The following is a 23,193-nucleotide window of genomic DNA, read 5'->3' on the forward strand; positions in this document are numbered from 1 at the left end:
CTCCGACAATTTATCTTTTAAACTCGGCCCCGTTAAGGCGCGGGAATCGGGAAATCTCCGTGGATTTTGTCCAGTGCTTTCAGGCTCTCTTTATCCAACTCGACGTCCACACTGGCGATATTGCTGCGCAATTGCTCCATTGTGGTCGCACCAATGATGTTGCTGTGGGTAAAGGGCTGCTGGTTCACAAAAGCCAGGGCCATCTGGGCCGGGTCCAGACCCAGCTCCTGTGCCAGCGCTACATAGGCTTCAGTAGCTTCTGTCGCACGAGGGTTGGTATAGCGGGAAAAGCGTTCGTACAAGGTCAGGCGTGCGCCGTCGGGGCGCTTACCGCCGAGATATTTGCCACTCAACACACCAAAGGCCAGCGGGGAATAGGCCAGCAAACCGACATTCTCGCGCATCGACATTTCGGCCAGACCAACCTCAAAACTGCGGTTCAACAAATTGTAGGGGTTCTGAATACTGACCACGCTCGGCAAATCGTATTCTTTCGCCAAACGTAAATATTCCATCATGCCCCAGGGCGTTTCATTGGACAGACCGATGTGCCGAACCTTGCCCTGCTCGACCAATTTGGAAAGGGCTTCCAGAGTTTCATGAATCGCAATGTCATCGTTACTTTCACGATGACGATAGCAAAGCTGGCCGAAGAAGTTGGCCGGACGCTCGGGCCAATGCACTTGATAAAGGTCGATCACATCGGTCTGCAAGCGTTCAAGAGAACCTTCACAGGCCTGCTGAACATGCTCGGCACTTAAACGAGGGCCGCCACGCACATGCTCCATGCCAGGGTTATTGTCACCACGGCCAGTCACTTTGCTCGCCAGCGTGATGCTGTCTCTCAGACCACGATCCTTAAGCCAGTTGCCCACGATGGTTTCTGTGCTGCCCTGGGTTTCCGGTCTTGGCGGTACCGGATACATTTCCGCTGCATCAAAAAAGTTTACGCCTTTTTCAAAAGCGTAATCCATTTGCTCAAAGGCTTCTTCCTGGGAGTTTTGCTCACCATAAGTCATTGTGCCGAGACAAATTAAACTGACATCGATGCCAGTATTTCCAAGCTTGCGATACTTCATTGCTATGTTCTCCGTAACAGCACTGAGCTGTAATTAATCGCTGGGCTGTGATCAGGCTGAGCCTGTAAGCGACCAGATTTCCTGTTCAATGGTTGCACCGGCCTGTTTTGAAGCGCGCCCATCGGTCTCCAATTTTAGTAAGTGCGACCAAAGCGCAATTTTGGCAACGGGCAAAACTTTTGGATCAACATCATCGTAAACCAGTGGCAGTAATTGATCCAAGGTTCCAGAAGAGCACTTTTCAAAAGCGGAGACCACTTTCGCTTCACGCGCCAATCGGTGATCAATCAAACCCTGAATAACTGAATCGGCATCCAACATCACATGGCCGTGGGCCGGCGCCAGATACTCCGCGTTCAAGGTTTTCAGTTTTTCCAGAGAGTGCAGATAATCTGCCATATCACCACTGGGTGGAATAACCACAACCGTTGTACCCTGCATAATATGGTCGCCGGTAAACAGAGTTTTTTCTTCTTCCAGAAAAAAACAATAATGATTGCCCACATGACCCGGCGTATGAACCGCGCGCAAGGTGAACTCATCGTTGGCAAAGACGTCGCCATCCTGTAACTGTCGATCGGCCTGGAAACTGGTGTCCTGATGGCCATCGTTCTCAATCATGGCACCGACCAGTTCTGCACCGGTGGCCTCGGCCAATAACATGGCCGCCGGGGAATGGTCCGGGTGAGTGTGTGTCACGATAATCCAGCGCAGGCGAGCGCCACTACAGCCCTCCAGCATGGCCGAGACATGACTGCTGATACTGGGGCCTGGGTCGATGATCGCCAGTTCTTTGCGTCCAACAATATACGCATTGGTTCCCGGGCCGGTCATCACACTCGGGTTGGGCGCGGTTACCCGACGCAATAAGGGGCTGACTTCGCTGACAGCACCGGGCTCAATATCAATCTCAAGCAGTTTGGATTTCAGATGGGCCATGTTAATCACTCAGGCTAATAATCTTTTCACCAAGCATAAAATATCCTGGCGCACAGCAAAACGGCCGGGATGGCCGGCCGTTAAGTGGTTTATGTCAACAGTGGTGCGGCTTATTTTAGCTCTACGTCCACAAGCGGGCTGACATCTTCTTCATAATCAACGCCGTCCAGGCCAAAACCAAACAGACGCAGGAAGTTTTCGTTGTAACCTTTAAAGTCTGTCAATTCAAACAGGTTTTCTTCGGTCACCTGTGGCCACAGCGCTTCAATTTTCGCTTGGGTCTCGGGGCGCAGCTCCTTGTCATCAACACGGAAACGATTGCCATCATCCAGACGTGGTGACTCGTTGTACAAACACTCGGTAAACAGGCGATAGGCTTGCTCGATGCAATCTTCGTGGCTGCCTTCTTCCTTCATCACTTTCGCCATCAGGGAAATGTACAAAGGCATAATAGGAATGGCTGAACTTGCCTGGGTCACTACGGCTTTCAACACAGCAACATTCGCCTGAACAGACAAACCGTTGTGTTGTTCAATAATGGCGCTGGCTGCACGATCCAGATCTTCTTTCGCCTTACCGATGGTGGCATGACCATAAATTGGCCAGGTCAGTTTTTCACCCAGGTAAGTGTAAGCAACGGTTTTTGCGCCATCGGCGAGCACATCGGCATCCGCCAACGCTTGCATCCACAGTTCCCAATCTTCACCGCCCATTACTTTTACGGTGTTAGCGATTTCTTCTTCGTTCGCTGGCTCCAGAGTAATATCGGAAATTTTCAGCGTATCGGTATTCAGGTTTTTGGCGGTGTAGCTTTGGCCAACAGGTTTCAGGGTGGAATTATGAGTCACACCGGTAGTCGGATCAGTACGACGCGGAGACGCGAGGCTGTACACCACCAGATCCACTTTACCGAGGTCGGCTTTGATCATGTCGATGGTTTGCGTCTTACACTCATTGGAAAAGGCGTCGCCATTAATGGTCTCGCAGTAAACACCCGCGTCTTTTGCGGCCTGATGAAAAGCTGCGGTATTGTAATAACCGGCAGAGGCAGTTTTGCGCTCGGTCGGTGGTTTTTCAAAACAAACACCCAAGGTGTCAGCACCGGAACCAAAGGTAGCAGCGATACGAGAAGCCAGACCGTAGCCTGTAGAACAGCCAATCACGAGAACCTTTTTTGCCGCACCGTCGATGGGGCCCTGGACCTTCATGTATTCGATCTGCTGATTCACATGGGCCGCACAGCCTTTCGGATGAGCATTGGTGCAAATAAAGCCGCGAACTTTGGGTTTGATAATCATTATTTCACCTTTAACAGTACAGATTATGCACAATTGGATAAATCTCGAGGGCCACCAAGCGGATTGCATCCTCCGCAATCCTGTACAAGCCCACTGAATTGCCGCCCATTATAGAGCCAGAGGGTCGATAAAGCAGCCATTTCGGCAGATCGGCCATTCAAGCCAGCGCAAATTTACCCGGCAACTGGCTATAATGCCCCCTTTTAGCCCCAAGGATATTCAAGCCTTATGAGCAAACTGCGCTTTGCCACTTCCAGCGCCTGGACCGACGCGGTCATGCAGGATCTGGACAGCTTTTTAATTGACCATGCCGCCGCTGAGAAAAAAGCCGCAGGCATGGCCAACTCCATGCTCAGCCACTACCCGGATCGGGTCGAGCTGGTAAATGCTATGATTGACCTGAGCATCGAAGAAATGGTGCATTTCAAACAAGTCGTCAAAATCATGCACGAACGCGGCCTGACCTTGCAGGCTGACAGCAAAGACGCTTATGTTAATGAGTTTCGTAAATCGATTCGCAAAGGCAGCGAGGCCTATTTTCTGGATCGCCTATTACTGGGCAGTGTTATCGAAGCCCGAGGCTGTGAACGTTTCGGCCTGGTTGCAGAAGCCCTGCCGGAGGGCAACCTGAAAAAATTCTATCGCAACATCGCCGCCAGTGAAGCCAAACATGACACTCTGTTTGAAGACTTGGCGTGTTTGTATTTTCCTCAGGACACCGTAATGCAAAGGCTGGACGAATTGCTGGACATTGAAGCAGAGATCGTCTCCCGGCTTCCCATTCGTTCGGCGCTGCACTGAGTTTCTTTCTCGTACAATGAAAAAAAGTGTACGGCAATATCTGGAACGATACGCCGAAATCGAAACTCAAATATTGACCAACTGGCCTGCTGAATTTCAGCAGGCCATGCTGATTCCCGCTAAAAATGAAGATCCGCAACTGATCGAACGCATCCAGTCATTCTGCGAACGGCAGACCAATACCTTACTGTTATTGATCATCAACCAAGCTGAAGGTACCGCCCCCAGCGACACCAACACCACGCTGTGGCAAAGAGGACTAAACAGCGGCACAACAATCTGGCAGCAAGACCATCTGAAATTGATTCAGTGGCAAAATAACAGCGCACTGCTATTGATAGACCGATTCAGTTCTGGATTACAAATACCGGCCAAAGAAGGCGTGGGGCTGGCGCGAAAAATTGCTGCGGACGTATTGGCCAAACTGATTAATAAAGGCTTTATCAGCAACCCCTGGATTTACAGCAGCGATGCGGACTGCACCTGGCCAGAAAATTATTTTAAAAAACCTACGGCTTCGCATCGCAACCAACTTTCAGGTTTAGGACAGGTAAGCGATTCATCACTGAATGAAAAAATTGTTGCCGCGCACTTTGCGTTTACCCATGGCCCTGAGCAAAATGAGAGAGTCCTACAGGACGCCCAACTCAATGTTCAAGCAGCAACCGAACTTTATGAACAGAGCCTGCACTATTATCGCAACGGCCTTAGCTGGGCAGGCTCACCCTACAATTTTTATACCATAGGTTCCTGTTTAGCCTTTAGAGTCGATGCATATTGCGAAGTACGCGGCTTCCCTTGTCGCGCTGCAGGTGAAGATTTTTACCTCTTAAATAAACTCGCCAAACTCGGTCACGTTTGTTATTTGGATTCACAGCTGATTACTATCGAATCCCGTTTGTCCCAGCGCGCGCCTTTTGGCACCGGCCCAGCCGTTACGGATATTCTCGAAAAACAACTCGATGAAAAAAACTACCCGTCTTATCACCCCCAATGTTTTGCCGATCTAAAAACACTGATGGAAAACAGTGCTGATTTCATCATTAATCAGCAAGGCGAGGAAACCATTCGGTCTGCACTGAATGCACTGGGCGTACAAAAATTCAGGCGACATCTGGAGCTGCAGAACAGCAAGCCTGAACAGTTTAGCCGAGAATTCCACACCTGGTTTGATGGCTTCCGAACGCTGAAATTCGTTCATTATTTGCGTGACCACTATTACCCTTCAATTCCAATGGCGCAGGGCATACAACAATTGCAGCAATGGCAAAAAAGCGTCACCGAAAGGTAAACGTCATGTCACTGTAGTCTTCGCCAGCTATGCTATATTAGTAAAAGGCGTTTACCGCCTTGATTCGACGATAGATCAAACACAGCCCGATACCTAAAACAAATAATAAAGGCGGTAGCATGAGCATTTACGATCGGTACTTACTCCCCCACCTTCTGGACCTGGCCTGCAATACCAAACCTGTACGCTATCAGCGTCGTAAAGTGGTACCCCAGGCACACGGCCGAGTGCTGGAAATTGGCATGGGCTCCGGGCTCAACCTGCCCTATTACAATGCAGATAATGTGGAGATGATCTGGGGATTGGAACCCTCGGAAGGCATGCGTGAAAAGGCGCAGAAAAACCTTGCCCACTCTCCCCTCAATGTTGAATGGCTGGATCTGCCTGGAGAAGAAATTCCTCTGGAAGACAATAGCGCAGACTCTATTGTTTTGACGTTTACCCTGTGTACGATTCCCGGCTGGCAGCAAGCCCTGGAACAAATGCGTCGAGTGTTAAAGCCCGGTGGCGACTTACTGTTTGCCGAACACGGCCGCGCACCTGACCATAAAGTTCGGGCGCGACAGGATCGCTATAATCCCACATGGAAAAAATTTGCCGGCGGTTGCAATATGAATCGCCCGATTGTTGAAATGATCAGCGACAGTGGCTTTCAAATTAAACAGCTGGACAGCGCCTACTTGCCATCCACACCCAAGGTTCTGGGTTTCAATTATTGGGGGCGCGCCGTTATCCGTTAGCGCGCACCTCCCTTTTCCCGTTCGAACAAGAATCAGTAGACCAGCTGAATGGAACCCCGAACGTGGGTACTGATGGTTGATTCACCAGCTTCCATTGCGACGGGCGCAACATCAGACATGGCCATCGATTTCATTTCAGCGCGTGCGTACGCCACGGGTGGATTGTGATGACCCTGTTGATCAATCGACATCTTTACAATACGGTAGCTTTTGGCATCCATAGCGTTTTGAACCAGCTTGGCTTTGTGCTTAAACGCGTCGAGTGCCTTTACGGTTAACTCATCCTGAACATTGTCGCGGGTTTCATCTTTGGTAGTGAAGCGCATGGATTCCATTTTCAAACGCTCCTGCAACTTGCTCAGCAAATCACCCAACGCATCAAAGTCTGCACTTTCAATGACCACACGCTGGCTAGCGGTCCAGGAGGTAATGCGATTATTTCGGCTGTAATTCGGGTAAGTATTGTAACCACTGGTTTTGTATTTCACCGCCGAGCTGCGTTTCAACAGATCGATGGCCCAGGACATATCACGATTCACCTGACTGGCGGCACGTTCAGACTTATCATCCTGATGAAAACTGCTCAGAGTCACCTCCATCAGATCATTGGCCAATTCCGTTTTTGCACTGGCGTTGATATTAACCACATTGTAATTCAGCTCTTCGGCCGATACGGCCGATGCCAAACATACACATAACAAGCTCAATAAAACTCTCATTGAACACTCCTTCCAAAATTAATAAATCCCATAATCCTGTCAGACCACTTAATGGCGACTGAATTCCCCAATCCTCAGAAAAGCGTAAAAACGGACCCATAAAAAAACCAGGCCCAGGCCTGGTTTCAAAGTGCAAAAGAGAATTCAATACAAAGTTACAGCAACAAGCGTCTGATATCGCTCAGGGTCGCAACTAAATGAGTAAAGAAGCGACCACAATCCGCGCCATTAATGGCACGATGATCGTAGCTTAGCGACAGAGGCAGCATTTGCCTTGGCTGGAACTCTTTACCATCCCATACCGGCTGAATAGAGGCTTTGGAAACTCCCATAATCGCCACCTGCGGAGCATTGACGATAGGCGTAAAGCCTTTACCGCCCATGGCACCCAGACTGGAGATGGTAAAGCAGGCGCCCTGCATATCCTTCGGCATCAGCTTGCCGTCGCGAGCTTTGCCAATCAGCTCATTCACTTCATCGGCAATCTGCCATAGACCTTTTTTATCGGCATCACGTAACACCGGCACCAGCAAACCTCGCGGCGTATCGGCGGCGATACCAATATGCACATAGTCCTTGCGAACCAGATTTTCGCCGTCGCTGTGCAGAGAAACGTTAAAGCTTGGCTCGGCGCGCAAAGTGGCCGCTACCGCCTTGATTAAAAACGGCAGTGGCGTCAGCTTGCTGCCACGTTTTTCCGCTTCCGCTTTCATGCTCTTGCGGAACGCTTCGAGTTCAGTGATATCGGCATCATCAAATTGCGTCACGTGGGGAACATTCAGCCAGTTGCGGCTCATATTCTCAGCGGTGATCTTGGCAATCTTGCTCAACGGCTCGATCGTGATTGGACCGAACTGGCTGTGATCGACATCCGGAATGGCCGGGATGCCCGCACCGGATGACAACTTGCCAGACTTCACATCTTCGATGATGGTCTTGGCGTGGTTACGCACATCCTCTTTGCTCAGGCGACCACGAGGGCCGCTGGCTTTAACTTCGGTCAGCTCCACACCCAATTGACGGGCTAACTGACGTACCGCCGGACCCGCGTAAAAGGCGGTTTCAGGACCGTCTTCGATGGTTGCTATTTTTGCTGGAGGCGGTGCAAGTTTAGCCTCACCGGAACGACTTGCTTCAGGCGCCGGGCTTGCGGCTGCCGGTGCTGCAACAGGCTCTGGACTGGCCGCACTGACGGCAGGAGCCGTTGCGATTGTTTTCATGCGGCCAATGCTTTGGCCCTTGTTAACCTTGCCACCTTCGCTCACAGAAATGGACACAATGGTGCCAGCATGCTCTGCCGGCACTTCCATGGATGCCTTGTCAGTTTCCAGCACGATCAGCGAATCGCCCTCGGCCACTTCGTCGCCGGCCGAGACACAGACTTCGATAACATCGACATCTTCAGCACCACCGAGATCGGGGACAATAATGTCCACTTCGCTCTCAACCGCAGCGTCAGCAGGTGCTTCAGGCACCGGAGCCGCGGAGGGTTCTTCCGCAACAGGCTCTGGCTCAGCAACCACTTCTTCAGCGCTACTTTCTGCTGAATCACCGGCGGCGATCTCAATATCAACTAGGGCTTCGCCCTCGTTCAACTTGGCGCCTTCGGCAATGTGCACCGCCGTCACCTTGCCCGCTTTGGTACAAGGCACTTCCATAGTGGCTTTGTCGGTTTCCAGAACAACAATGGATTGCTCCAGTTCAAGATCATCACCGACTGCAATACAGACTTCGATGACCTCAACATCATTGGCACCACCCAGGTCAGGTACAGATAAAGTTTCAATGCTCATATCCACACCTCCTTAAACCAAACACGGGTCGACTTTGTTCGGGTCGATACCATATTTCTTAATGGCTTTTGTCACCAACGCGGCATCTATATCACCGCGATCAGCCAGGGATTTCAGTGCGGCAACCGTGACAAAGTAGCGGTCTACTTCAAAGAAGTGACGCAGCTTCGCGCGAGTATCACTGCGACCAAAACCTTCAGTACCCAGAACTTTGTAATCACCCGGAATATAAGCGCGCAATTGCTCGGCATAGGTTTTCAGGTAATCTGTAGCAACGACGATAGGTCCCTGTCGATCTTTCAGTTGCTGGGTAATGAAAGGCTGCTTGGCTTCTTCTTCGGGATGCAACATGTTCCAGCGCTCCGCCGCCTGACCATCGCGGGTCAGCTCGTTGATGCTGGTTAAGCTCCAGATATCCGCCTCTACACCAAAGTCATCCTTCAGCAGTGTGGCTGCTTCACGAACTTCGCCCAAAATCGAACCGGCACCCATTAGTTGAACACGCGGCTTCTGCTTTTTGCCCTTCGGCAATTTGCCTTCGCTCAGCAGGTAAGCACCTTTGATAATGCCTTCTTCGGCACCGGCGGGCATATCCGGGTGAGCGTAGTTTTCATTCATGGTGGTGATGTAGTAGAAGCAGTTTTCCTTGTCGGCAAACATGCGCTTCAAACCGTCCTGAACAATCACCGCCAGCTCGTAGGAATAAGCGGGGTCGTAGCTCTTACAGTTTGGAATGGTATTGGCCAGCACATGAGAGTGGCCATCCTGATGCTGCAAACCTTCACCGTTCAAGGTAGTACGACCCGCCGTCGCACCAATCAGGAAACCGCGAGCCTGGGAATCACCCGCCGCCCAGGCCAAATCGCCAATGCGCTGGAAACCAAACATGGAATAGAAAATATAGAACGGCACCATCGGGCAGTTGCTGTTGCTGTAGGCGGTTGCCGCTGCAATCCACGCCGACATCGCGCCCGCTTCGTTGATGCCCTCTTCCAGAATCTGGCCTTTCTTGTCTTCCTTGTAGTACATGATCTGATCGTGATCATGCGGCGTGTATTTCTGACCCGCCGAAGAGTAGATGCCCAACTGACGGAACATACCTTCCATACCAAAGGTACGAGCTTCATCCGGAACAATCGGGACAACACGCTGGCCCATATTTTTGTCTTTCACCAGAGAAGACAGGATTCGAACAAAGGCCATAGTGGTTGAGATCTGGCGCTCACCAGTGCCTTTCAACTGGGCTTTAAACGCATCCAGGCTTGGCACATCCAAACCTTCAAAGGTCGGGCGGCGGCGTGGCAGCTGACCACCCAGTTCCTCACGGCGCTTGCGCATGTACACCATTTCTGGCGAATCTGGCGCCGGGCGATAGTAAGGAACGTGCTTTAATTCTTCATCGGAAATTGGAATACCAAAGCGATCGCGGAAACGCTTCAAGCTGTCGATATCCAGCTTTTTAACCGAGTGAGTTTCGTTGGCCGCCTCACCGGAAGCACCCATACCGTAACCTTTTACGGTCTGCGCCAAAATCACGGTTGGCTGGCCTTTATGTTCAACCGCTTGTTTGTAGGCCGCGTAAACTTTAAACGGATCGTGACCGCCACGGTTCAGATTCATGATGTCATCGTCGGAGAGATCTTTAACCAGTTCCAGCAACTCCGGATATTTACCGAAGAAATGCTCGCGGGTATAAGCACCGCCGTTGGCCTTATAGTTTTGCAACTCACCGTCGCAAACTTCGTCCATACGTTTTTGCAGCAGGCCGCTGGTATCTTTTTCCAGCAACTGATCCCACAAGCGACCCCAAACCACTTTAATAACGTTCCAACCGGCACCGCGGAAAACACCTTCCAGTTCCTGGATAATTTTTCCGTTACCACGAACCGGGCCATCAAGGCGCTGAAGGTTACAGTTGATCACAAAGATCAGGTTTTCGAGTTTTTCACGACCGGCCAGGGAAATCGCGCCCAGAGATTCCGGTTCATCGGTTTCGCCATCACCCAGGAAGGCCCAGACTTTACGATTGCCACGCTTGGCCAGATCACGCGCTGACAAGTAGCGCATAATGTGCGCCTGATAAATCGCCTGAATCGGGCCCAAGCCCATGGAGACGGTAGGGAACTGCCAGTAATCCGGCATCAACCAGGGATGCGGATAGGACGACAAACCAGCACCATCAACTTCACGACGGAAGTTATCCAACTGATCTTCATTGAAGCGACCTTCCAGGTATGAACGGGCATACATACCCGGTGCCGAGTGGCCCTGGAAATAAATCAGATCACCCTCTTCCTCACCGTCACCGCCGTGGAAGAAGTAGTTAAAGCCAACATCATAAAGGGTTGCCGCAGAGGCAAAGGAAGAGATGTGCCCGCCCAAACCGTCGTCGTTATCGTTCGCACGCATCACCATGGCCATGGCGTTCCAGCGGATCAAGGAACGGATTCGACGCTCCATAAACAAATCACCGGGCATACGCTTTTCTTTGGCCGGTGATATGGTATTGCGGTAAGGGGTAACAATTGCGTGAGGCAATTTTACGTCGTGCTCACTGGCACGCTCGGCGAGCTGTCGTAACAGAAAAGAGGCGCGCTCTTTACCGCCATGACGAATTACTGAGTGCAAAGCATCCAGCCACTCTTTGGTTTCGAGGGCATCGATATCTTCTTGCATCTATGTCTCCCTTGGCCTTTTGGGCAAATATATGTCGAGGTGAACAGAGTATAGGCAAAAAATCGTTCGCTGCTTGACGAAATTTGCAGCGAACAGCCTAAAAAATGGCACACAAAGCTGGTATTCTGTGCGCAACACTAATTTAATGTAGCAATACTACAAAAATAAGGCGGAAATTTAAAGATTGATCGTTGATCTGGCCAGAAAAAAGCCGAAAAACCGGAGGTTTTGGCCAAGACGACCAAAACCCCTGTGTAAATAAACTACAAAGATTAAGAGGCCTCAGAAACCTCTTCCTGACTCTGCAACTCAGCATTAGCCACCGGCCAGGCGTTCAGAACGGCCTTAATCAAAGTGGCCAGTGGAATCGCGAAGAACACACCCCAAAAGCCCCAGATACCACCAAACACCAGCACGGCCAGAATGATTGCCACCGGATGCAGATTCACCGCCTCTGAGAACAACAAAGGCACCAGTACATTGCCATCCAGAGCCTGAATAATGCCGTAGGCTATCATCAGATAGTAGAATTCACTGCTCCAGCCCCATTGCAGAAAACCGATCATGGCGACCGGCAAGGTAATGACTGCGGCGCCAATATACGGCACCAGCACCGAGAGCCCCACCCCCAGCGCGAGCAATAGCGCGTAGTTCAAACCCAGAAACTGAAAGCAGACAAAACTCACACTACCCACAATCAGAATCTCAATGACCTTGCCGCGCACATAATTGGCCACTTGGATGTTCATCTCATGCCAGATGCGGCTCATCACCGGGCGCTTGCGGGGCAGAAAGGAAGACATCCAGAAGCGAATCTCACCCGCGTCCTTCAGGAAGAAAAACACCAGAATCGGCACCAGAATCAGGTAGACCAATACGGCAATCAGCACCGGCGCCTTGGCCAGCGAGAAGGACAACACGCTCTGCCCAAAGCCGCCCAGCTTACTGCCCAGCGCCGCTACGATCTGAGCAACCTGCTCTTCACTGATAAACTGCGGGTATTTCTCCGGCAGAGCCAGCATGATTTTCTGCCAGTCAGCCAACATACCTGGCACCTCAGAAAAGAGAGTCGCCGTTTGATGCCAGATCAAAGGAAAAAGAATAAAAATACCGGCCAGCAACAAGCCCACCAACAGCAGGAAAGCGATATTAACGGCAACGATATGAGGCACCCCCCAGTTGGCCAAGCGCTGAACAACGCCCTGCAACAAGAAGGCAATGATCAAGCTGGCGATCATGGGTGCCAAAATGCCCCCCATAGTCACGACGACCAGCAGGCCCAGGCCGAGAATAATCAGCAGCAGCACTGCCTCTTCACTGGCGAGATAACGCTCCATCCAGTTTTGAAAAATTCGAATCATAGCTTTCTCTAAAAACCACTCAGTCTATCGATACGCGGAATATAAGGGCATTAGGACTTTTGAATGACATAACAATAGTCACTGCCTTCCTGTTCAGCCAGCAGCAGTGTATGACCGGCAATATCCGCAAAGGCCTTGATGTCTCGCATGGAGCCCGGATCAGTCGCTAACAGCCCCAGCGACTCACCACTGGACAGGCCGTTCAAGGCTAACTTCATTTTAAGCAATGGCAATGGACAATCCAGCCCCCTGGCATCAACCTCGGTCGCCAGTTGCGTAAATTGGGAATAAGCCATTGGTTATAGCTCCAGGACAAACGGTACGCTGTTATATCAAGCATTGCCCTGAAGTGACACCCTTTTTTCATTGATTAGGAAACGCGAACTTTTCTTAGCACTGTCACTCTAGGATATTTGGTATAGTCAAAAACCAAAGTATGAGCCGACAGTAATTAGAGAGAATTATGGGTATTTCGAGCAAGCCTATTGCCTGCCTGGCACTCAGTATTAGCCTGGCCCTGGCCGCCAACCCAATCAGCGCACAGAAAAAGGAAATTCAACTGCCCAGCCTTGGCGATGCCACTTCCGGCATTGTTTCCCCGCAACAGGAATACAAGCTCGGACAAGCCTGGGCTCGCTCCTTTCGTGCCCAGGTTCCCACATCGGTTGACGCCCAACTGGCCGACTACACTGAAAAACTGATGGCCAAGCTTGCGGAACACAGTGAACTGCACAGCAAACAGCTCGACATTATCATGGTGGAAAACCCAACCCTGAACGCCTTTGCGGTTCCCGGTGGTGTGGTGGGCGTGCACACCGGCTTGTTTAACTACGCGCAAAGTGAAGGACAGATCGCCGCTGTACTGGCACACGAACTGGCTCACTTGAGTCAACGGCATTTCGCCCGAGGCGTTGAGCAACAGCAACGCAATACTTTGCCCATGCTGGCCGCACTCATGACCAGCCTGGTTATCGCTGCCACCACCAGTGGCGATGCCGGTCTTGCGGCTCTGTCGGCGACACAGGCAGCGGCCATTGATGCCAAGCTGCGCTTCAGTCGGCAAAACGAACAGGAAGCGGATCGCATCGGCATTCAAACCATGGCCGCTGCGGGTCTCGATCCATATCAGGCTCCGGAAATGTTTGAGCAAATGCTTAAGGCCACTCAGTTCAGTCGACGTCCCCCCGAATTTTTACTGACCCACCCAGTGACCGAAAAGCGTATTGCCGACACTCGTAACCGTGCGCGCCGTTATGTCGAAAGACCACTACCACCGTCGCTTGATTTTCACCTAATGCGCTCGCGCGTCCGCCTCTCGCTGTCGGAAACACCCAGCCAGGCGGCCAAGGCCTTTGCCAGCGAACTGGAAGGTCATAGCTTACTGCCGGAAGCCAGCCGCTACGGCCTACTGCTTTCATACATTGAGATGAAAGAAATTAAAAAAGCCAAAGAGCAGCTCGATATTTTACTGGAAGGTAAGCCAGATCATGTCAGCTACATCATTGCTAAAGCTGACCTCGCGGCCGCAGCCGGGAATTTCGATGGCGCCTTGATGGATTTGCGACTGGCGCTAAAAAAGAATCCCCACAATCATCCAATCAGTGTGCGATTGGCAGAGTTGTATATGGAGTCTGGTCAATACCATCGCGGCGAACAATTACTGGTTAAACATTCCCGACAACGCCCTCACGATACTTACGTTTGGTATCTGCTGGCCGAAATTCATGGCCTGACCGGCGACATTCTGAATTTGCACCAGGCTCGTGCGGAATATTTTATTTTGAATGGTATTTACGACAAGGCCTTACATCATTTAAAACTGGCCCAGAAAATGGCGCGCGGCAATTACCGATTGAGTACCATTTTAGAGGAGAAGACGCGTCAAGTTTACAATATGATCGAAGATCAAAAGGGCTAAGCGCGAGAACGTTTTCTTTTTCTATCTCAACATTACCCTCAATATCATCTCGATATTACCCTGAGATTAATAGTGCGGCGGGCGCTCCTGGGCAACATTAGCAGGGCTGCCCTGCTCTACTGCATATTGCATGTCGTCCAACTTTTTTGCCAAATGCGTAAGCTGTATTTGCAAGGCAGCAATTTCCTTATCCTGCTGGGCAATCACATCGTTTAACTGATTGATCGTGTCTTCGGCGTAAGCCTGCCGGCTTTCCAGTTCCGCCAAACGTTCAGCCTGAGCTTCCATTAAAAGCGTATTTTCTGATGTCATGGTGTTCACCCAAGTTTTACAAGCAAGCGTAAGCCGCATCAATTAATCGAATTGCACGAGGGTCGAGCAATAAACTCTGTCCCATATCCCGAGTAGTGTACGCAAAGGCGATATCAGTATTCGGGTCAGCAAAACCAACACAACCTCCCGCCCCCGGGTGTCCAAAACTGTTTTGCGCAGAACCTAATCGCAACTCATCACGCTCATCGCTCAACATAAAGCCCAAACCAAAACCCAATGAAGTTTTAAGCACATTATCGCACTCACTGTAGCTTTGCTGCTGACGTAACGCCGTCGTAAACGCTTCACCCAGCAACTTCCCAGGCTCCAACAAGGCCTGATAAAACGTCGCGAGACTGCGGGCATTGGTGCAGGCATTTCCACCGGGGATTTGCGCTTGTCGCCAAGCCTGAGAATTGGTCCCCACCATAATCGACATAGGATTGGTAAACGCTTTCTGAGTCACACCACCCGGCTCGTCTTTAAAGATCGTCATCAGTTTGGCGGCATCTTTTGGCACATAGCGGCTATCCAGAGCTCGAACGTCAGCAAGAGTTTGCTGCTCTTCTTCACTTAAGCCGAAGCCTGCACTGATGCCCAAAGGCTGTGATATGGTTTTCTGTACCACATCATTAAATCGCGCCGCACCGGCAAGACGGCGACACAACTCACCACCGAGCCAACCGAACAACATCGGTGAATACCCCTGCGCCTGATTCGGCTCCCACCAGGGAGTTTCTCCTGCGAGCTGCTCCGTGACTCTCCGCCAGTCATAAATGACCTCATCAGGCACCTTTTTCTGAAAGGCACTGAAACCGGAACGATGGCAAAGTACCTGACGCACATTCACCTGACTGTTTTGAAATTCCGGCCAAATTTCTTTCACCGGCGTATCCAGGCTCAAACCAGCCAACTCCATTTGCTGCAACAAGCTGACCGCTACCAGGGCTTTACCCGCAGAGAAAACATTTACCCGAGTATCGGCCTGCCAGTCATCGACGTCTTTTTTGTCGCGCTTGCCGGCCCAGATATCAAGCTGTAATTCGCCACGGTAATACAGCGACAATGCCGCACCGGTATCCCCATGATCGCGAAAGCTGTCAGCAAAGGCCGTCGCCAAAGCGGCGAAGCGACTGCTGTATTCACCTGAAACCTGTACTTTTTCTGACACCGGGATCTCCATTGTTAAAGGTGCTGCTGGGATAGGTGAATTATTTCACAGCCACCGCCAAGATGAAATTGCCAAGCCGGTCATCAACTGTTCATATTTCCATCACGTTGCAGTCATATTCAAACCGCATGCTGCCGCCTAATGAACAGCAATCCAGATCGCAGTGTCGATTACTGATTACTTAAGGTGAGCCACATGCCCACAAGCAATCACAGCCCCAGCATGAACCCAATTCAATGGCGGACGCTTTGGATTTCAGACGTCCACCTGGGGACCAAAGACTGCAAAGCCGAATTGCTCAATAATTTTTTAAAGCACCACCAAGCTGAAGAGCTGTATCTGGTCGGCGATATTCTGGATGGTTGGCGCATGCAAAATGGTGTTTACTGGCAGCGCTCATTCACCCGCCTGATTCGACGTATTTTAAAGCTCTCCAAACAAGGCGTGCCGATTCACTACATCACCGGCAATCATGATGAATTCCTGCGCAAATACGCCAACAACGCCCTGGATAATATTCGCCTGATCAATCGCTGCGTACACACCACCAAAGATGGTCGACGCCTGCTGGTGATTCACGGCGATCAATTTGATGGCGTTGCACGCGCCCAACGCTGGTTAAAGTATCTCGGCGACAAAGGCTACGATTTGCTGATGTTCCTTAACCGCAGCTATAACCGCTGGCGCGCCAAGTACGGCTTGGGTTACTGGTCACTGGCCAGCTTTATTAAATCGCGCATCAAACGTGCGAAAATCTACATCGAAGAATATGAAAACGGTGTTGCCTACGCCGCTGGCAAACAGGGTTTTGATGGCGTGATCTGCGGCCACATCCACCATGCGGCCATCAAAGACATCAACGGCATCGAGTATTACAACACCGGCGACTGGGTGGAGTCCTGCACAGCGTTGGCGGAAGATCATCAAGGCCAGATACATTTGCTGCATTGGCCGGAACTGAAAAGCCTGCACAACGAAGAGACCGAACAACTGGCTCAGGCCAGCGCGGCCTGAACCCGATTTGCTGGGGCGACACTAGCTCGGCGGCAGTAATTCCTGCCCGCAAGCCTTACAGTGTTTCGCATCCTGCTCATGGCCGGATTTACCACAGGCCTCGCAGAAACGATGGTCACGGTGCGTTTGAATCTCCCGCGATAATTCTGCGGTCAAAATTCCCGTCGGCACCGCAATAATGGAATAACCTGTCAGCATCACAAAACCGGCCACCATTTGTCCGCCAGTTGTCTGGGGGGTGATATCCCCATAGCCCACCGTAGTAATGGTAACGATGCACCAGTAAATACTTTTGGGAATTGAAGTAAACCCATGAGCCGGCCCTTCGACAACATACATCAACGAACCGAAGATCATGGCCAACACCAGTACTGTGGCAAAAAAGACAAAGATTTTTTGCCGCGAAGCCAGTAGCGCTCGAATCAGCACATTGGCTTCGGAAAGATAATTCGCCAGTTTCAAAACCCGGAATATCCGCAACACACGCAGAATTCGAATCATCAACAGATAGGTCGCATCGCCGCTGACCAGCGACAAATACATCGGCAGAATCGATAACAGATCCACAATGCCATAGAAACTGCGCGCATACGCCCAGCGACTGTTGGCGCAATACAAGCGCGCAACATACTCAGCGGTGAAGATCGCCGTGAAAACCCATTCCAATCCCCAAAAGACGTCTTTGTAAGCCTCACCAATCCAACTGACGGAATCCAGCATGACCACCAGCACGCTCAGCAGAATGATGTAAATCAGAACGATATCAAAAGTCTTGCCCGCCGGACTGGCGGTTCCGAAGATGATACGGCGCAACTTGAGCTTCAGGCTTTCCGCTTCCGGCTCTTGCTGTGGACCTTGTGCGGGATCTTGAATGGGCACAATAGGGGTTCCTAAGCTGACAAATCAGCACAGTGTACCCAATGAATCGTCAGCTTTCACGGGGCAGGTACGGACAAAATTGCCCAGATCAGCGAGCCAGCGCAACTAGGAATTGGCCGGCGGAATTCATACAATACGCTTTTCACAAGAAGGATAAGCACGTGCCGCTTCACTTGCAGCCACTGCGCTGCCCACACTGCCAATACCAGCCCAGCAAAGCCGAACAGGCTGAGGAACAATGGCGAAAGCCCTTGCTCGCACGGGAAGCCGTCAGCTGTCCTAAATGCCAGCAATTGAGCCGACTGCCCGAGCAAGCCGAAAAGCTGATTTCTGTTGGCTTGTTGGCGAGCTTGATTGTGGCACCACTGCTGGTGTACTGGGATATGGAAAAATGGCTGGCCCTGCTGATCTTTGCCTTCGGCGCAGTATCGATTGTGATGGGTGCGGCTAAACAACAATTGCAAGCCATCGAAACCGAAGGGAACGGTGACGAGCCAACCCAGTCACCTGAACACAGCAACAATCACTCTTCAAAAGAGCCGTAACCATGAGCAAAAATTCACGCCTCGTCTATTCCACCGATCAGGGGCGCATCAAGCCCGAGGATGAAACGACAAGCGCACCGGAAGGTGATGGCATCGTGCGCATCATGCGCGAGACCAAGGGCCGAAAAGGCAAAGGGGTAACTCTCGTCAAAGGTTTGCAGCTGGAGCCCGCCGAATTCAAAAAACTGGCTAAGCGACTGAAACAACTCTGTGGCACCGGCGGCAGCGTCAAGGATTTTGTGATTGAAATTCAAGGTGACCAACGCGAAACCATTAAAGCGGAGCTGGAAAAACAAGGCCATACCGTAAAATTGGCTGGCGGATAAACATCCATGGAAGCGGCTGCCGGAATAAAATCTAAACTGCCCTATCTGTTTTCATTGCTACTGGGTGCAAGCGTGCCATTTTCCATGGCGCCCTTTGATGTCTGGCCCATTGCACTTATTGCATTAACCCTGTGGTTCCGTCTGATGCTGAATGATCGTTATTCGCCCGGCTGGCACAGCTTTGCCTTTGGCACGGGCTTGTTCGCGGTGGGTGCCTCATGGGTGTACACCAGCATTCATGATTTTGGACTGTCCTCGGCCCCACTGGCCAGCACACTGACCGGAATTTTTGTTCTGGGCCTGGCCGCCTTGTTTTGCATTCCCTTCATCCTGTTAAACCGACTGATGGATCATCAGGGACATAAACGTGGTGCGGCTTTTGTCTTTGCACTGGCGGCAAGCTATGTGTTGGGCGAATGGACTCGCAGCTGGTTATTGACTGGATTCCCCTGGCTGTATGTGGGTTACAGTCAGATCAACACTGTTATGGCTGGCTGGGCGCCTATGGGGGGTGTCCTACTGATCGATATCGCTTTGGTTGTGTCCGCCGCCGCACTCGCCCTGGCTTCAATCAATATCAAACAGAAGAGCGCTGCATACTGGTTACTGCTGGCTGCAGCTCCCTGGCTTGCTGGCGCGGCACTGAGCACCATTCAGTGGACTGAACGCGATGGCCACCCAATCAAAGTCGCCATGGTACAGGCGAACATTCCACAGGAATTAAAATGGGAACGCCATTTCTTACAAACCACCATTGATCGCTACCTCTCGCTCAGTGAAGATCTGTGGGACAAGAACGACTGGGTCATATGGCCTGAAGCGGCCATCCCTCTGCCCTTTCATCGCGCCCAGACTGTCTATGATTTCGTTAATGCGCGAGCAAAAGACAGCCATACCTTTTTTATCAGCGGCAGCCTGGTTCGCGAAAACGGGCGCTACCACAACTCAGCAATTGCCCTGGGACAGGGCGAAGGCGTTTATCACAAACGCAAGCTGGTACCCTTCGGTGAATATGTGCCTCTGGAAGAATGGCTACGAGGCACCATCAGCTTTTTCAATCTGCCAACGTCCATCATCAAACCCGGTCCGAAAAACTACAGTCGCTTAAGCAATCACCTGCAACCCTCCATGCAAGTGACGCCATTGATTTGCTATGAGATTGTGTATCCGGAACTCGCGCGGGCCAAGGGAGATGAACACCCCGTATTGATCACACTGAGTAACGACGCCTGGTTTGGCCGCTCTATCGGCCCTTTGCAACACATGCAAATCGCTCAGATGCGGGCTTTGGAAAATCAACGGTATTTATTGCGGGCAACCAACACCGGCGTAACGGCCATTGTTGGACCGGATGGAAAAATGATTAAGCAGGCCGAACAATTTGTCCAAACCAGCTTGCAGGGTGAGATTTATAAAATGACGGGCAGCACACCATTTGCCCAGATGGGCAATCTGCTGGCATTACTGTGCTGTGCAATTGCGCTAGTGCCGTTGCTACTAGCGCGTTTTTACTCAAACCGCTTGTAGCATCTCGCTACTAGGCAATGCTTCAAGCAAATTTGCCATATGTTCGACTTCAAGCTGGCTGAGCATTTTCATCGAATAACTCACCGGCTTGTCTCCAGACAGCTTTAATGCAAAACGCCCCAAAATAGGGCCGCTTGTTGGAGAAAACACATAACGGAAAAAATCGCACTCTTCAGCAACTAACTCGAACTTATCCAGCAATTGCTGGATATACGTCAGGCTGTTTGCGGCAATTGCCTGTTGACCATGTCGGTTGTGCTCGGCCATGAATACCATTTGACGGCCGTTATTATCGTACAGCCCGACTTGAATCGTAGCTGCCTGTTCCATTCGATCTAAGAGCTCAACATCCCCCAGGTTTGGAAGAATATCTGCTTTCACTTATTGTCCCCCTAGACAAATAAAGCGTTGTCACTCCACCCTCTATCGTGCTTCTCTATGCGTTACGTTGCATGGGCACGATTTTGTTGTTGGTGGCTTCGTGAAAAACTGGCTTTTTTCTTGGTATTTACCAGATTCACTCAACCCACACCCACCAAAACGCATTAGATTTGAATTGCCAATAATTAATAAATTGCACTTATTAAATAAAGTATCGTCTAAACGAATGGCGGATATAACCGCATGTTACTGACTAACGCGAAACTTAACAAGAGCTGAACGGAACAAACTATGACCATCAGTCGACGTCTTATTCTGCTGAGCGCCCTCCTCCTGCTCAGCGCATGCAGTACTCAATATGCCTATCGTTTAGCCGATTGGTGGCTGGAAAATCAAGTGGAGGAATACCTGGACCTGAATCGCGAGCAGCAGAAGCAGCTCAGCAATGCCATTGATGAATGGCATGTTTGGCATCAGAAAGAAGAATTACCCCGCTACCGAAGCCTTCTCGACAATCTCCAGCAGGCCCTCAACCAGGACAGCATCAGCACTGAACAAATCGCGGCCTTTGAAGAAGATGCCACAGCAGTGTGGAAACGTCTGCTGCACAAAGGCGGCCCTCTATTGGCCGAGCTGACACTGGCCCAGGACCAGAAACAAAGACAGTACCTGTACAAGCAAATTGAAGCCAATAACGACGAATTGCGGGAGAAATTCAGCGACCGTAGCGAACAGGAACGCCGGGAGCGCGGCCGGGAAGGCATGGAGAAACAGGTACGCGAAACCTTAGGCAAACTCAACGACGCTCAAAAGCAGAAGATTCAGCAGTGGTCCGAAACCTTTATGCTGGGCGCCGAAATCGAACTGGCTCAACGCCTGCACTGGCAGGAGCGCTTCAGGGACATTCTGGAAGGCCCAAGAACCGAGGACAGCCAAACTCAATTACTGGCTCTGTTTGAAAACCCGCGTAGCGAATGGTCAAAAGAAAAGCTGGAACTCGAGGACCACAACCGGATTTTGCAACGCCAGCTCTTGAGTGATCTCTTTCAGTTAAGCGATGAAAAACAGAAGAAACGCTTGCACAAGCAAATCAGTAAATACCAGGACTTGCTTGAAAAGATGGCCAAACAGAAACTTTAGGTCTCGTTCCGGCTGAGCGCAGCCCAGATAAATTCAAAGCAGCCATCGGCGTACTCCGACATACGATCAGCCTTGTCTTCATAGAGGCAAGAGCTGATCACACGATTGATCCCACCCGCAATCATTTCCGAGACAACATCTTCCTGCAAGCCGGGCTTAATCAGGTTTTGCTCAATCGCCAGCTTATACACTTCACGACCAATCTGGCGATGCTGATAATGCGCAGGAGAAGCGCTCTGCAGCCAATACACAATGGGAATATTCAGAAATACCATGCGGGCAACAGCGGGGCGTTGTTGATAAAAGCCAAGAATGACATCGACCTGCGCGCGGATTTTGTCCTTGACGCTGCTCATCTCATCGACTTTTTCGGCGGTCAGCTCGGCCAGCGCCTGCAAATCCTGCTCGACACAGGCCGCTAACAACTGCTCTTTATTGCCAAAATATTTGTAGACGGTCTTTGGGCTGACCTTCGCTTGCGTGCAGATATCCCGAATACCCACTTCGTGGAACATACCTTCGGAAAACAGATGAATCAGCACATTGCGCAATTTTTCCAACGCTTCAGCTGAAATCAGTCGCCTGTCCGCACCGTCTTCCCCTGTTTTGGAAGGCTCGGTTTGATCTACCATACCTTGTCCCTATTCCCGCCCGTTTACTGCCGCTTGGGAGAAATGCCGACAAATTTTTCGTTCACATAATCACGCAACTCATCGGCCTCTGCCTCAAAATTACCTTCGCTGTAAAACTTTTTGTCGATCACGATACGTTTACCCGGACCATCAAAACCGATGACAACCACGGGCACATTGCTGCGGTGGGCAATTCTCAGAAAACCGGTCTTCCACTTCGAGACTTTGGAACGAGTACCTTCAGGAGTTATCGCCACCCAGCATTTATCGTGGTCAGCATAATAGCTCGCGACCTGCTCGACAATACCACCGGCAGCGGAGCGGTCTGTAGGAATACCGCCCAGCCATTTCCAGGCACCCGCTACCGGCCAGAAAAAAGCTTCTTTTTTCATAAGATAAGAAATTTTCACACCAAGGCCCATAATGGCCGGCATCGCGACGACGAAATCCCAATTCGAGGTGTGCGGAGCCAGAGCCACCATGATTTTCTTTTCATTGGGCAACTCACCTTCCAGGGTCCAGCCAAACAATCGCAATAAAGTGCGGCCTAACCAGCGACTGAAGCGGTTACCCAAGCGCGGCATATTTTCTGGAGCCTTAGTGTGGATTGGTCCCATGATGTCACCTATCTACTCTTACTTACTAATCACA

Annotated in this window: 23 protein-coding genes; 9 read left to right on the top strand and 14 right to left on the bottom strand. The window is 51.0% G+C overall.

All coding sequences use genetic code 11. The features are described from left to right. Positions 1 to 32 precede the first annotated feature (32 nt). The 3 genes from G8768_RS15245 to fabV form a co-directional block, all read right to left on the bottom strand. Positions 33 to 1,079, bottom strand: a complete 1,047-nt coding sequence (locus G8768_RS15245) for an NADP(H)-dependent aldo-keto reductase (RefSeq protein ID WP_166845197.1) — start codon at positions 1,077 to 1,079, stop codon at positions 33 to 35. 51 nt (positions 1,080 to 1,130) lie between these two features. Then, positions 1,131 to 2,018, bottom strand: coding sequence for an MBL fold metallo-hydrolase (locus G8768_RS15250; protein ID WP_243749506.1), 888 nt, complete (start codon positions 2,016 to 2,018; stop codon positions 1,131 to 1,133). Positions 2,019 to 2,128: 110 nt separating this feature from the next. Further along, positions 2,129 to 3,316 carry an enoyl-ACP reductase FabV gene (fabV, locus tag G8768_RS15255; RefSeq protein ID WP_166845195.1) on the bottom strand — a complete coding sequence of 396 codons (1,188 nt, stop codon included), beginning with the start codon at positions 3,314 to 3,316 and terminating at the stop codon, positions 2,129 to 2,131. Between the two features lie 228 nt (positions 3,317 to 3,544). On the opposite strand from fabV, the gene G8768_RS15260 reads away from it, so the two are divergent. The 3 genes from G8768_RS15260 (at position 3,545) to G8768_RS15270 (ending at position 6,148) form a co-directional block, all read left to right on the top strand. Next, complete coding sequence (locus tag G8768_RS15260; protein WP_166845193.1) at positions 3,545 to 4,117, top strand: MiaE family protein; 573 nt, start codon at positions 3,545 to 3,547, stop codon at positions 4,115 to 4,117. A gap of 16 nt (positions 4,118 to 4,133) precedes the next feature. Further along, positions 4,134 to 5,408: a DUF3383 domain-containing protein gene (locus G8768_RS15265; protein WP_166845192.1), complete on the top strand. Its 1,275-nt coding sequence runs from the start codon at positions 4,134 to 4,136 to the stop codon at positions 5,406 to 5,408. A gap of 119 nt (positions 5,409 to 5,527) precedes the next feature. Further along, complete coding sequence (locus G8768_RS15270) at positions 5,528 to 6,148, top strand: class I SAM-dependent methyltransferase (protein WP_166845190.1); 621 nt, start codon at positions 5,528 to 5,530, stop codon at positions 6,146 to 6,148. Positions 6,149 to 6,180: 32 nt separating this feature from the next. On the opposite strand, the gene G8768_RS15275 is transcribed toward G8768_RS15270, so the two are convergent. The 5 genes from G8768_RS15275 to G8768_RS15295 all read right to left on the bottom strand — a co-directional run bounded on the left by G8768_RS15275 (position 6,181) and on the right by G8768_RS15295 (position 12,993). Continuing rightward, positions 6,181 to 6,867: an SIMPL domain-containing protein gene (locus G8768_RS15275; RefSeq protein ID WP_166845188.1), complete on the bottom strand. Its 687-nt coding sequence runs from the start codon at positions 6,865 to 6,867 to the stop codon at positions 6,181 to 6,183. 155 nt (positions 6,868 to 7,022) lie between these two features. Continuing rightward, positions 7,023 to 8,660, bottom strand: coding sequence for a dihydrolipoyllysine-residue acetyltransferase (gene aceF, locus G8768_RS15280; protein ID WP_166845186.1), 1,638 nt, complete (start codon positions 8,658 to 8,660; stop codon positions 7,023 to 7,025). Positions 8,661 to 8,672: 12 nt separating this feature from the next. Further along, on the bottom strand, positions 8,673 to 11,336 hold the full coding sequence (aceE, locus tag G8768_RS15285; RefSeq protein WP_166845184.1) for a pyruvate dehydrogenase (acetyl-transferring), homodimeric type: 2,664 nt from the start codon (positions 11,334 to 11,336) through the stop codon (positions 8,673 to 8,675). Positions 11,337 to 11,608: 272 nt separating this feature from the next. Then, positions 11,609 to 12,697: an AI-2E family transporter gene (locus tag G8768_RS15290; protein ID WP_166845182.1), complete on the bottom strand. Its 1,089-nt coding sequence runs from the start codon at positions 12,695 to 12,697 to the stop codon at positions 11,609 to 11,611. A gap of 50 nt (positions 12,698 to 12,747) precedes the next feature. Next, entirely contained in the window at positions 12,748 to 12,993 is a 246-nt protein-coding gene (locus G8768_RS15295; protein ID WP_166845180.1) for a sulfurtransferase TusA family protein, read from the bottom strand. Between the two features lie 167 nt (positions 12,994 to 13,160). On the opposite strand from G8768_RS15295, the gene G8768_RS15300 reads away from it, so the two are divergent. Then, on the top strand, positions 13,161 to 14,615 hold the full coding sequence (locus tag G8768_RS15300; protein WP_166845178.1) for a M48 family metalloprotease: 1,455 nt from the start codon (positions 13,161 to 13,163) through the stop codon (positions 14,613 to 14,615). 66 nt (positions 14,616 to 14,681) lie between these two features. On the opposite strand, the gene G8768_RS15305 is transcribed toward G8768_RS15300, so the two are convergent. Next, entirely contained in the window at positions 14,682 to 14,927 is a 246-nt protein-coding gene (locus G8768_RS15305; protein WP_208020187.1) for a SlyX family protein, read from the bottom strand. Between the two features lie 16 nt (positions 14,928 to 14,943). After that, positions 14,944 to 16,098, bottom strand: a complete 1,155-nt coding sequence (locus tag G8768_RS15310; protein WP_166845176.1) for a serine hydrolase — start codon at positions 16,096 to 16,098, stop codon at positions 14,944 to 14,946. 195 nt (positions 16,099 to 16,293) lie between these two features. Between G8768_RS15310 and G8768_RS15315 the strand changes: the two genes are divergently transcribed. Continuing rightward, the gene (locus G8768_RS15315; RefSeq protein ID WP_166845174.1) at positions 16,294 to 17,112 is read left to right on the top strand and encodes a UDP-2,3-diacylglucosamine diphosphatase; all 819 of its coding nucleotides are present in this window, start codon (positions 16,294 to 16,296) and stop codon (positions 17,110 to 17,112) included. Between the two features lie 21 nt (positions 17,113 to 17,133). Here the strand turns inward: G8768_RS15315 and G8768_RS15320 are convergent, their stop codons facing one another. Further along, positions 17,134 to 17,985: an ion transporter gene (locus tag G8768_RS15320; protein ID WP_184679392.1), complete on the bottom strand. Its 852-nt coding sequence runs from the start codon at positions 17,983 to 17,985 to the stop codon at positions 17,134 to 17,136. Between the two features lie 167 nt (positions 17,986 to 18,152). Here G8768_RS15320 and G8768_RS15325 point away from each other — a divergent pair, with 167 nt between their 5' ends. Genes G8768_RS15325 through lnt form a run of 3 tightly spaced genes read left to right on the top strand, consistent with a single transcriptional unit; the run spans position 18,153 to position 20,389 of the window. Further along, complete coding sequence (locus G8768_RS15325; RefSeq protein ID WP_166845172.1) at positions 18,153 to 18,536, top strand: hypothetical protein; 384 nt, start codon at positions 18,153 to 18,155, stop codon at positions 18,534 to 18,536. A 2-nt stretch (positions 18,537 to 18,538) separates the two neighbouring features. Then, a complete protein-coding gene (gene yciH / locus G8768_RS15330; RefSeq protein WP_166845170.1) occupies positions 18,539 to 18,862 on the top strand; it encodes a stress response translation initiation inhibitor YciH in 324 nt (107 codons plus the stop codon). Positions 18,863 to 18,868: 6 nt separating this feature from the next. Beyond that, positions 18,869 to 20,389 carry an apolipoprotein N-acyltransferase gene (gene lnt / locus G8768_RS15335; RefSeq protein WP_166845168.1) on the top strand — a complete coding sequence of 507 codons (1,521 nt, stop codon included), beginning with the start codon at positions 18,869 to 18,871 and terminating at the stop codon, positions 20,387 to 20,389. Here lnt and G8768_RS15340 read toward each other — a convergent pair. Next, entirely contained in the window at positions 20,375 to 20,770 is a 396-nt protein-coding gene (locus G8768_RS15340; protein ID WP_166845166.1) for a hypothetical protein, read from the bottom strand. The genes lnt and G8768_RS15340 overlap by 15 nt on opposite strands. A 291-nt stretch (positions 20,771 to 21,061) precedes the next feature. Here G8768_RS15340 and G8768_RS15345 point away from each other — a divergent pair, with 291 nt between their 5' ends. Beyond that, positions 21,062 to 21,910: a DUF6279 family lipoprotein gene (locus G8768_RS15345; RefSeq protein WP_166845164.1), complete on the top strand. Its 849-nt coding sequence runs from the start codon at positions 21,062 to 21,064 to the stop codon at positions 21,908 to 21,910. On the opposite strand, the gene G8768_RS15350 is transcribed toward G8768_RS15345, so the two are convergent. Further along, positions 21,907 to 22,542 carry a TetR/AcrR family transcriptional regulator gene (locus G8768_RS15350; RefSeq protein ID WP_166845162.1) on the bottom strand — a complete coding sequence of 212 codons (636 nt, stop codon included), beginning with the start codon at positions 22,540 to 22,542 and terminating at the stop codon, positions 21,907 to 21,909. The two genes, G8768_RS15345 and G8768_RS15350, sit on opposite strands and share 4 nt — an antisense overlap. A 23-nt stretch (positions 22,543 to 22,565) precedes the next feature. Continuing rightward, the gene (locus G8768_RS15355) at positions 22,566 to 23,159 is read right to left on the bottom strand and encodes a 1-acyl-sn-glycerol-3-phosphate acyltransferase (RefSeq protein ID WP_243749508.1); all 594 of its coding nucleotides are present in this window, start codon (positions 23,157 to 23,159) and stop codon (positions 22,566 to 22,568) included. Positions 23,160 to 23,193: the final 34 nt, after the last annotated feature.

It is taken from the genome of Pseudoteredinibacter isoporae, assembly GCF_011602085.1.
Classification (GTDB): domain Bacteria; phylum Pseudomonadota; class Gammaproteobacteria; order Pseudomonadales; family Cellvibrionaceae; genus Pseudoteredinibacter; species Pseudoteredinibacter isoporae.